This window comes from Reyranella sp. CPCC 100927 (assembly GCF_007859315.1).
Taxonomy (GTDB): domain Bacteria; phylum Pseudomonadota; class Alphaproteobacteria; order Reyranellales; family Reyranellaceae; genus Vineibacter.
This window is the reverse complement of record NZ_VOHA01000034.1, coordinates 48681-58616: the sequence shown is the minus strand read 5'-3', so window position 1 is coordinate 58616 and position 9936 is coordinate 48681. Positions and strand designations below refer to the sequence as shown.

The following is a 9936-nucleotide window of genomic DNA, read 5'->3' as shown; positions in this document are numbered from 1 at the left end:
GCGAGAAAACTGTCACCCATGTGCTGAGTACAATCTGTTACCCATGTGCTGCGGTCGCACTAAGGCCGGAGGGGGACCCCACGTGGTCCCAGTAACAAAAACCACGTCGCGTCCCCTCCGCCCCTTCGGGGCACCTCCCCACTGCGTGGGGAGGAGAAAGAAAAAGGAGGCTCCGAATGCCCGCCACCTGGCATGACCCGCGCGTTCCACCACCGGAAGACTGCGTGCTGCGCCCGCTGCTCGAACGCCGCACCGCCGAGACCCCCGACAAGGTCTTCATCCGTTTCGCCGACGGCAGCGCCTGGACCTATCGCCAGACGCTCGACAACGCATCCCGCACCGCCGCCGGCCTGCATGCGCTCGGCGTCAGGCAAGGCGAGCACGTACTGTCCTGGCTGCCCAACGGGCCCGATGCGATCCGCGTCTGGTTCGGGCTCAACCTGCTGGGCGCCGTCTATGTGCCCATCAATCTCGCCTACAAGGGCCGGCTGCTGGCACACGTGGTCGAGAACTCGGACGCCAGCCTGATCGTCGCCCACGCCGATCTGGTGGCGCGGCTGGCCGACATCGACCGCGCCAAACTGAACCGCGCCGTGGTCCTGGGCGGCGCCGCGCCCTCAGTACCCGGCATCGACGCGCATCCCGCATCGGCGCTCGCGTCGGCGACGACCGACCTGCCGCCGCTCGAGCGGCCGATCGCGCCGTGGGACACGCAGACCATCATCTACACGTCGGGCACCACCGGCCCGTCGAAGGGCGTGCTGTCGTCCTACCTGCAGCTCTATTCGATGGGCACCGCGTCGTTCCATTTCCTCGGCGCCGACGATCGCTACATGGTGAACCTGCCGCTGTTTCATGTCGGCGGCACGGCGCCGGTCTACACCATGCTGATCAAGGGCGGGTCGCTCGCCATCGTCGACGCCTTCGACACCGCCTCGTTCTGGCGCGTGATCCGCGAGACGGAGACGACGACCGTGGTGCTGCTGGGCGTGATGGCGACGTTCCTGGTGAAGCAGGCGCCTGGACCGCAGGATCGCGGCCATGGCCTGCGCACCGTCATCATGGTGCCGCTGTGCGAGGATGCGGCGGCGTTCAGCCGGCGCTTCGGTTGCGACGTCTACACGGTCTTCAACATGACCGAGGTTTCGGCGCCGCTGACGTCGGACCGCAACCCCACGGCGCTGGGCAGCTGCGGCCGGCCGCGCGACGGCGTCGAGGTGCGCATCGTCGACGAAAACGACTGCGAAGTGGCGCCGGGCGAGACCGGCGAGCTGATCGTGCGCACCGACCGTCCCTGGGCGATGAACCACGGCTACTACAAGAACCCCGAGGCCACGGTGCGCGCCTGGCGCAACGGCTGGTTCCACACCGGCGATGCATTTCGCCGGGACGCCAACGGCGACTACTTCTTCGTCGACCGCATGAAGGACGCGATCCGCCGGCGCGGCGAGAACATCTCCTCGTTCGAGGTCGAGACCGAGGTCTGCGCCCACCCCGCCGTCAAGGAAGCCGCCGCCGTGGCGGTGGCGAGCGAATTCGCCGAGGACGAGGTGCTGGTCGCGGTGTCCCTGGCCGACGGCGCGAGTCTGGACCCGGCCGCGCTGATCCAGTTCCTGATCCCGCGCATGGCGCACTTCATGGTGCCGCGCTACGTGCGCATCGTCCCCGAGCTGCCCAAGACCCCGACGCAGAAGGTGCAGAAGCATCTCCTGCGCAGCGACGGCATCACACGCGACACCTTCGACCGCGAACAAGCCGGCATCCGGATCAAACGAGAAAAAATCGGAACCTAATCCCTCCCCCACCGCAGGTGGGGGAGGTGCCCGAAGGGCGGAGGGGGATCCGTGGTGATGCATGCAACTTATAATACGTTGTTTGAACCTCATACAACCAATGACAATACCACTATGCCCTCACCCCAAACCCTCCTCGCCCGCAACCTGCGTCGCCATTCCACCGACGCCGAACGCCACCTCTGGAAACGCCTGCGCCGACGACAACTCAGCGGCTACCGCTTCCGCCGCCAAGTCCCGATCGGAACCTACGTGGCCGACTTCGCATGCCTGGAACGAAGCCTCGTCGTCGAACTCGACGGCTCACAGCACGCCGACCGCGAGGTCGCGCACGACCGCACCCGTGACGACTACCTGGAACGCCGCGGCTTTCGCGTCCTGCGCTTCTGGAACAACGACGTCAGTCACCGTCTCGATGACGTCATCGAGATCATCTGGTCGGAACTGGAAGTTCCCTCCCCCAACGAAGTTGGGGGAGGTGGCCGAAGGCCGGAGGGGGAGCCCACGTGATCTCAGTTACAAGGACCCCGTCGGGTCCCCCTCCGCCTCAGGTGCTTCGACGCAAAGCGTCGAAGCACCGAAACGGGCACCTCCCCCACTGCGTGGGGGAGGGAAGTCACCAGGCCTTTACGTCGAGATAGGTGCTTTGATACGTCGCACCCTCGCCGATGTCGGTGTAGCGGTCGGAGCACAGCATGTTGATGGTGCCCGACACCGCTTCGCTGTCCGGGCGCTGGCCCGGCACCAGCACCACGCCGGGCCGCACCTCGTCGCTGATGCGCACCACCAGGCCGACCTCGGCGCGATCGTTGAACAGGCGCACCGACTGGCCGTCCTTGAGGCTGCGCGCCTGGGCATCGTCGGGGTGCAGCACGCAGAACGGCGCGCCCTCGCGCTTGCGCAGGAACGACACGCCGGAGAACGCCGTATGGCTCTGGAAATAGCCCGGCGCCGTCAGCAGCCGCAGCGGCCAGCGCGCCGCGTCGCGCGCTTCCTCGGCGTCCTGCTGCCAGTCCGGCATCGGCGTCACGCCATGATTGGCGAGCGCCTGCGAGTAGAACTCGAGCTTGCCCGAGGGCGTGCGGAATTCCTGCCCGCCCCGGGGTGCGATGTTGATCGGGCCGGCGGTCGGCAGATCGGCGGGCGCGACACTGGTCGCCGCGCCGCTGCCGCCGTTGACCATCGCCGCCAGCATCTCGGCCTGCGACTGGCGGAACACCGGGTCCTTCAGGCCCATGCGCTGGCCCAGCGCCTGCGCCAGCTGCACGTTGGACCACGACTGGCCCTGCGGCTCGACGGCGCGCTGGCCGTATTGCATGTAATAGGCACCGTAGGCGCGGTAGAGATCTTCGGTCTCCAGGTACGTCGCCGCCGGCAGCACGATGTCGGCATAGCGCGCCGTGGTCGAGATGAAGGGATCGTGGACCACGGTGAAGAGATCGTCGCGCATCAGCCCGCGACGCACCTTGCCGGCTTCCGGACAGGTGACGGCCGGGTTGTTGGCGGCGATGAAGATGCCGCGCAGCGGCGGATCCTTCATCTCCAAGAGCGCCTCGCCCAGCCGCAACTGGTTCACCAGCCGGGTGCTGGCCGGGCCCGACGGCTTGCGCACCACGTTGTAGTCGAGATCGCACGAAGCGGCCGTCATCAGCATGGCGCCGCCGCCCTTCCTGCCGTAGGCGCCGCTGACGCCGGGCAGCAGCGCCACCGCGCGCAGCGCCTGGCCGCCCTGCGCCAGCCGCGTCATGCCCTCGCCCAGGCGGATGAAGGGCGCCTTGGCCTTGCCGTACATCGCGGCCAGCCGCTCGACATTGGCGACCGACAGGCCGGTGATCTCGGCCACGTGCTGCGGCGTGAAGCGCGGCAGGATCTCCTGCTCGACGCGATCGAAGCCCAGCGTGTGCTGCGCGAGATAGGCGCGGTCGGCGAGCTTGTCGCGCACCAGGATGTGCATGATGCCCAGCGCCAGGGCGGCGTCGGTGCCGATACGAATCGGCAAGTACCAGTCGGCGCCCTTGGCCGTGCGGCTGCGGCGCGGATCGATCACGATCAGTGGCACGCCCTTCTTGCGCACCGCCTCGAGCTTGGCCCAGAAGTGCACGTTGGTCGCCATCAGGTCGGCGCCCCACGAGATCACCAGGTCGGAATCGACCACCGACTCGGGATCGGCGCCGCCGACCGGACCGACCGTGGCGTTCCACGCCTCCTCGCAGCAGGTGTCGCACACCGTGCCGGCCTGCAGGCGGCTGGTGCCCATCGCGTAGAAGAGGCCGTTGAGCAGGCCGCGGTTCATCAGGCCCTGGTGGGCGCTGTAGGCATAGCCCAGCAGCGCCAGCGGCCCCGACTCGGCGATGATGCCGCGCCATCGGGTGGTGATCTCGTCGAGCGCCTCGTCCCAGGTGATCGGCGCGAACTTCGCCTCGCCCTTGGCGCCGACGCGGCGCAGCGGCGTCTGGATGCGCTCGGGCGAATGCACCAGCTCGCCGTCGCGGTTGACCTTGGAGCAGGCGAAACCGGCCGTGAACGGCTGGTCGGGATCGCCGGTGATCCGCGCGATGCGACCGTTCTCGACACGCACCAGAAGCGAACACATATCAGGGCAGTCGTGTCCGCACACGGCCCGGATCGTCGTTGCCACGCCTTTGCCTCCGCTGAATTGAGGGGTCACCTCATGCCAGTGCATCCCCTGCCAGAGAGAATTGGTCTGGCGCAAGGTCCAATGCGTGCGCTACGACCGGACCAATCGCATCATCCGAGGAGGACGTCGTGCCCCAACATCTGACCGGTATCGACCATTGCGTGATCCTGGTGCGCGAGCTCGACGCTGCGGCCGCGACCTGGCGCCGGCTCGGCTTCACCTTGTCGCCGCGCGGCTACCACAGCGCCCACATGGGCACCGCCAACCACACGATCATGCTGCAGGACGACTATTTCGAGCTGCTGGGCGTGGTGGCGCCGACCGAACAGAACGCTCCCTTCCGTGCCGACATCGCGCGCGGCGAGGGCCTGTCGGCGGTGGCACTGCAGACCGACGACGCCGACAAGGCGTGCGCCGAGATCCGCGGCATGGGCATCGCGGCGAGCGACGTCGTGGCCTTCGCGCGGCCCGTCGACCTGCCGGGCGGCGGCAAGGGCGAGGCGGCGTTCCGGGTCACCCACTTCCCCGACGATACGCTGCCAGGCCTGCACCTCTTCGTCTGCGGCCAGCTCACGCGCGACACGGTGTGGATCCCCGAACTGCTGGAGCATCCCAACGGCGCGCTGGGGCTGGCGGCGCTGGTGATGGCCTGCGCCGATCCCGAGGCGATGGCCGCGCGCTGGGCCAAGGTGTTCGGCCGCGACGCCGTTGCGGCGATCCCCGGCGGCGCGCGCGTGAACACCGGCAAGACCCAGGTCGAGCTGCTGGCGCCGGCGGCCGTGGCGGCGCGCTACCCCGGCGTGCCGATCGACACCGGGCGCGACCGCCTGGTGGGGCTCGCCATCCGCGTCGCCGACCTGGGCAAGGCGCGCGCCGCGCTCAGCGCCGGCAAGGCGCCGTGGCGCGAGAGTGAAGGCCGCACCGTCGTGCCGCCCGCCGACGCCTCCGGCACCCTGGTCGAGTTCGTGACCTGATTCCCTCTCCCGCAAGCGGGAGAGGGAGGGGCCCGTTGCGCGCAGCGCAATGGGAGGGTGAGGGGCCACACACGCGGTGCCGTTTCCTTGGGCCCTCACCTTCCCATCGTGCTGCGCACGATGGGCCCCTTCCTCTCCCGCTCGCGGGAGAGGAGAGATCAGCCCGGCCGCTTGGCGAACGCAGTGCCGCCGTTGACGCTGTCGGTGGGCATGACCTCCATCAGGGTCACGTCCATGCGCTGCGGCGCGCCAAGCACGAACAGAATGGCGGCAGCGATGTCCTCGGGCTGCAGGGAGACGACGTCGTCGTAGAACAGGCGTTGCGCGGCGGCCCGGTCTTCCATCAGGCCGAGATGGATGCCGGTCTCGACGCGGCCGGGCACGATCTCGCTGACCCGGATGCCGCTGCCGTGCAGATCCAGCCGCAAGGTCTGGCTGAGGTTGTGGATCGCGGCCTTGGTCATGGCGTAGGCCGGCATGCCAGGGATCGGATGGTGCCCCGCCGTCGAGCCGAGATTGACGATGTGACCGCGGCCGCGCGCCTTCATGCCCGGCACGACGGCGGCCAGCGCATTCACCACGCCGGCGATGTTCACCCGCAGCAGCGCGTCCATCTGCGCCGCGGTGGTCTCGAACGACGGCCCGCCCGTCGCCACCGCGGCGGCGTTGTTGACCAGGACGTCGACCGCGAGGCCATCCAGTGCCGCGGCGATGGCGGCACGGTCGCCGACGTCGAGAGCATGCGGCACGCAACCGGTGGCCTGTGCCAGTTCGGCCAGCGTCCCGGCCGACCGCGCGATGGCGTGCACCTCGAGGCCGCGCTGGCGCAGCGCCCGCACCAGCGCGGCGCCGATGCCGCGGTTGGCGCCCGTGACGACGGCGACGCGATACCCGTTCAAGTCCATGGTTCTCCCCCGGCGACCAAACGCAGCCGCACTGAACATGATTGTCATAGCATCGTCGCGCACGATCCAGTATGAGCCTGCCGCGCGTTGCTGGTCCTGGTTTTCATCTCCCTGTGCAGCTCCGCTTACGCTTCATGGTGACTTGATGCGCCCTATGCCTGTGTCGATCCGGTGGGTGCTGCTCGCCGGCCTGTCCGTCCTGTGCCCGACAGCCGCCGCGGCCCAAAGCCTCGTGCAGCTGAACACCGAACTCGGCCAGATGGTGTTCACGGTCTGCCCAACCCTGCAGTCAGCGCAGTCGCAAGCGGCGCTGTCACGCGCCTGGGGCATGTCGGCCTATGATCGCGCCACCGCGGCGTCGCATCTGTACGACAAGTGCCTGCGTGTGAAAGCGACCGTGGTGCCGAGCGCGCGCGAGGCGTCGATCCCGGCGTTCGAGACCTGGACCATGGCCTACGACCGCGACAGCCAGACGATGACCAGCGTCGAACGATCGGGCGTCACCCACCGCATCGGTGTCGCCATCCGCAAGCAGGCCGTCGCCTACTATGTCGGCGCGCTTACCCTGGCTGACGGCAACACGTTCCAGGGCTGGATCGAGATTCCCGACGAGCCCTATCTCGCGAAGTATTTGCAGGACAAGAGACCGGGCTGAGGCGACAACCCCCAGCCTGCCTGCGACATTCGTGTGACCGCGGCTTGATCACCGCGATCGGCGTCCCACGTAGAATCGTGCGGGATGACCGAATCCTTGTTCGACCACCTGAGGTGGGAGGCCCCGCACACGCCGGCGGCGCCAACCTGCCCGCGCGGCGCACCCCTCATACGAAAACGGAGTGTGCGATGAGATTGTCTTCCGCACGGGTCGAACGCACCTTGAGCCAGGTTCCGGCCCAGGCCATCCCCGAGAACCACCCGGTCGTGCCGCAGCTCAGCCAGATTTTCGGCGACCACACGTTCTTCGTCGACAACAGCGGGCTGCTCATCGTCGAGCCCACCGATTCAGCCGAGGCTCCGGCAGGGCAGGTGATCAAGCTGGCGGCCTGGAGCGACGCCAACAGGACCGCGCTCGCGCCGCACGAGCCGCAGGCGACCGACGTCGTGGTGGCACTGGGCTCGGACTGACCGGCCGTACGCGCCGGAGCGGAGCGTCGGGCGGATCCGACGCCCGCTGTCAGGGCCGCATCATCGCGCCGCCGTTCACGTCCAGGATCGCGCCGGACAGGAAACTCGCACCCGGCGAACACAGGAAGGCGATCGGCCACGCGATCTCCGCCGGCCGTGCCGCGCGCCCCATTGGATGACGGGCCAGTGCCGCACTGAGGTCGTGCACACCGACCATGGGCGTATCGGTGATGCCGGGCGCCACACCGTTGATCAATACACCTTGCGGCGTGTAGCGCGCCGCGAGCCAGCGCACGAGCGTGTGGAGGCCGCCCTTCGACATCGCGTAGTGCGGACCAACGCCGGGAAACGAGCCGCCGGTCACGGCAACAATCGATCCCAGCAGCACCAGTCGACCCTGCTGGCGCGCCGCCATGCGCGGCAACAGCGCACGGGCGAGTTGGGCCGGTGCCTTCAGATTGGCATCCAGCGTCGCATCCAGCACGGCACTCCAGTCGTCGTGGTCCCAATCCGTCACGCGGTAGATGCCAGCCGCCAGCACGGCGCAATCCACGTCGCCGGCCCAGTCGGCCAGCATACGGACCGCGTCGGGATCGCACAGATCGGCGCTCCGGCTGTCGGCGCGCCGCCCCAGGTCGCGAACGGCGCGCTCGACGCCCGCGCAGTCCTTGGCATCGGTCAGGACCAGATCGGCACCCAGCCGCGCGCACAGCAGAGCCGTTTCAGCGCCGATGCCGCCGGCCGCGCCGGTGACCAGTATCCGCGAGCCTGACAGGTCGTAGGGCATCGCTGTCATGTCTTGTCGCCTTTTTCCGACGGTCCGTGTGGCACAGACTCGATGCCGATCAGGATACGCATCGACGTGATGAAGGCGTCGCGCATATCAGGCGGCAGCGGCTCGACGATGCGGCGCTGCACTTCGGCGGCGCCGGGTATCAACCTGGCCAGCAGCGCATGAGCCTTGGCGGTCAGGTGAAGCTCATAGGCCCGGCTGTCGCGCGGCGAGCGGCGTCGATCGATCAGGCCCTTGGCCTTCAACCGGTTCAGGATTTCGGCCAGCGTATTGCGATCGAAGCCGCTGGCGTCCGAGAGGCGTTGCTGGGTTGCGCCGGGGTTCTTCTGCAAGGTCATCAGGACGGCAGTCTGCTGACGGGTCACGTCGTACGCGCCCACGACCTCGTTGAAGATCTCCAGCGAGCGCTGATGGCAGCGCCGCAGCAGATAGCCCGGCCACGTCAGCAGATCGGCATCGGCGAACGGATCCGGCGGCGGGTTGGGCTTGCGGACGTTTCTCGAGCTCATGCGACCGCCGACAAAGGACGTTGACGTCCTATTAAAGGACGTGTACGTCATAAAGGCAAGCATCCGGTTACTGGTATCGTGCGGAGGAACGTGATGGGCGACGTTCTGGGAATCGGCGTTTCGCACTACCCGCCGTTCAGCGGCAACGATGCCGACATGGCCAACATCCTGCGCGGCCGCCTGAAGGATCCGGACATTCCGGCGGCGGCCAAGGATCCGGCCGGATGGCCGGTGCCGATGCAGACAGAATGGAGCACGGACAACGGCGCCGCGGCCGGCACCGCACACCGCGAGGCCATGCTCGTCGGGCTGCGCCGCGTGCGCCAAGCGCTCGATGACTTCAAGCCGGATTTCGTCGTGATCTGGGGCGACGATCAGTACGAGAACTTCAAGGAAGACATCGTTCCGGCCTTCTGTCTGCATGCCTACGAGGACATGCGCATCCATCCCTGGAAGCATGCCAGCGCATCGGCGATGGTCGGCGCGAAGTCCCAGGATCAATGGGGTGGCGGCAAGCCGAACGTGTGGGGCGAAACGGCGGAGACCAGCATCCTCGTGCCAGGCCATCCCCAGGGCGCCCGGCATCTGGCCTCGCAGCTGCTGCTCAACGAGTTCGACGTGGCGTACGCCTACAAGCCGCTGCACCACCCCGGCATGGCGCATGCCTTCCTCAACGCCGTCCTGTATCTCGACTACGACAGGCGCGGCTTCCCCTACCCTGTCGTGCCGTTTTCGATCAATTGCTATGGCCGGCAGGTGATCAGCTATCGCGGCTTCATCAGCCAGTGGGCCGACCGCGGCCGACCGTTGGATCCGCCATCGCCGTCACCGCGACGGTGCTTCGACATCGGTGCGGCCGTGGCGCGAATCTGCCGCGACAGCCCGTGGCGCGTGGCGCTGCTGGCATCGTCGAGCTGGTCGCACGCCTTCCTGGTCGACAAGACCTGGCGCATGCAGCCGGACGTCGCCGCCGATCGCGCGCTCTACCAGGCGATGGTCGCCGGCGACTACCCCATGTGGCGCAACTACAGCCTGGAGCAGGTCGAGGAATCGGGGCAGCAGGAACTGCTGAACTGGTTCGCACTGGCCGGCGCGATGGACGCGCTGAAGCGGCGGCCCACGTGGTCCGACTTCGTGGAGACCTACGTGTTCAACTCCAGCAAGGTCGCCGCGATTTTCGCGCCCGCGTAGATCCTCTG

At 68.1% G+C, this 9936-nt stretch carries 10 protein-coding genes; 6 read left to right on the top strand and 4 right to left on the bottom strand.

Going from position 1 to position 9936, the window contains the following annotated elements:
- The first annotated feature begins 176 nt into the window (after nucleotides 1–176).
- Complete coding sequence (locus FQU96_RS39715) at nucleotides 177–1793, top strand: AMP-binding protein (RefSeq protein ID WP_146546972.1); 1617 nt, start codon at nucleotides 177–179, stop codon at nucleotides 1791–1793.
- Between the two features lie 57 nt (nucleotides 1794–1850).
- Nucleotides 1851–2303, top strand: a complete 453-nt coding sequence (locus FQU96_RS39710) for an endonuclease domain-containing protein (protein WP_255468853.1) — start codon at nucleotides 1851–1853, stop codon at nucleotides 2301–2303.
- 106 nt (nucleotides 2304–2409) lie between these two features.
- Here the strand turns inward: FQU96_RS39710 and FQU96_RS39705 are convergent, their stop codons facing one another.
- Nucleotides 2410–4431 (bottom strand): molybdopterin-dependent oxidoreductase, encoded by a 2022-nt coding sequence (locus tag FQU96_RS39705; RefSeq protein ID WP_178131104.1) that lies wholly within the window; start codon nucleotides 4429–4431, stop codon nucleotides 2410–2412.
- Nucleotides 4432–4559: 128 nt separating this feature from the next.
- Between FQU96_RS39705 and FQU96_RS39700 the strand changes: the two genes are divergently transcribed.
- Nucleotides 4560–5405, top strand: coding sequence for a VOC family protein (locus FQU96_RS39700; protein WP_146546970.1), 846 nt, complete (start codon nucleotides 4560–4562; stop codon nucleotides 5403–5405).
- Nucleotides 5406–5563: 158 nt separating this feature from the next.
- Here FQU96_RS39700 and FQU96_RS39695 read toward each other — a convergent pair whose 3' ends face one another.
- Nucleotides 5564–6310, bottom strand: coding sequence for an SDR family oxidoreductase (locus FQU96_RS39695; RefSeq protein ID WP_146546969.1), 747 nt, complete (start codon nucleotides 6308–6310; stop codon nucleotides 5564–5566).
- A 154-nt stretch (nucleotides 6311–6464) separates the two neighbouring features.
- Here FQU96_RS39695 and FQU96_RS39690 point away from each other — a divergent pair, with 154 nt between their 5' ends.
- On the top strand, nucleotides 6465–6965 hold the full coding sequence (locus FQU96_RS39690) for a hypothetical protein (protein WP_146546968.1): 501 nt from the start codon (nucleotides 6465–6467) through the stop codon (nucleotides 6963–6965).
- A 188-nt stretch (nucleotides 6966–7153) separates the two neighbouring features.
- On the top strand, nucleotides 7154–7435 hold the full coding sequence (locus tag FQU96_RS39685; RefSeq protein ID WP_146546967.1) for a hypothetical protein: 282 nt from the start codon (nucleotides 7154–7156) through the stop codon (nucleotides 7433–7435).
- A 49-nt stretch (nucleotides 7436–7484) separates the two neighbouring features.
- Here the strand turns inward: FQU96_RS39685 and FQU96_RS39680 are convergent, their stop codons facing one another.
- Entirely contained in the window at nucleotides 7485–8231 is a 747-nt protein-coding gene (locus tag FQU96_RS39680) for an SDR family NAD(P)-dependent oxidoreductase (protein WP_146546966.1), read from the bottom strand.
- A complete protein-coding gene (locus FQU96_RS39675) occupies nucleotides 8228–8737 on the bottom strand; it encodes a MarR family winged helix-turn-helix transcriptional regulator (RefSeq protein ID WP_178131101.1) in 510 nt (169 codons plus the stop codon). The genes FQU96_RS39680 and FQU96_RS39675 overlap by 4 nt, the downstream gene beginning before the upstream one ends.
- Nucleotides 8738–8830: 93 nt before the next feature.
- On the opposite strand from FQU96_RS39675, the gene FQU96_RS39670 reads away from it, so the two are divergent.
- A complete protein-coding gene (locus FQU96_RS39670; protein WP_146546964.1) occupies nucleotides 8831–9928 on the top strand; it encodes an extradiol ring-cleavage dioxygenase in 1098 nt (365 codons plus the stop codon).
- The last annotated feature ends 8 nt before the right edge of the window (nucleotides 9929–9936 follow it).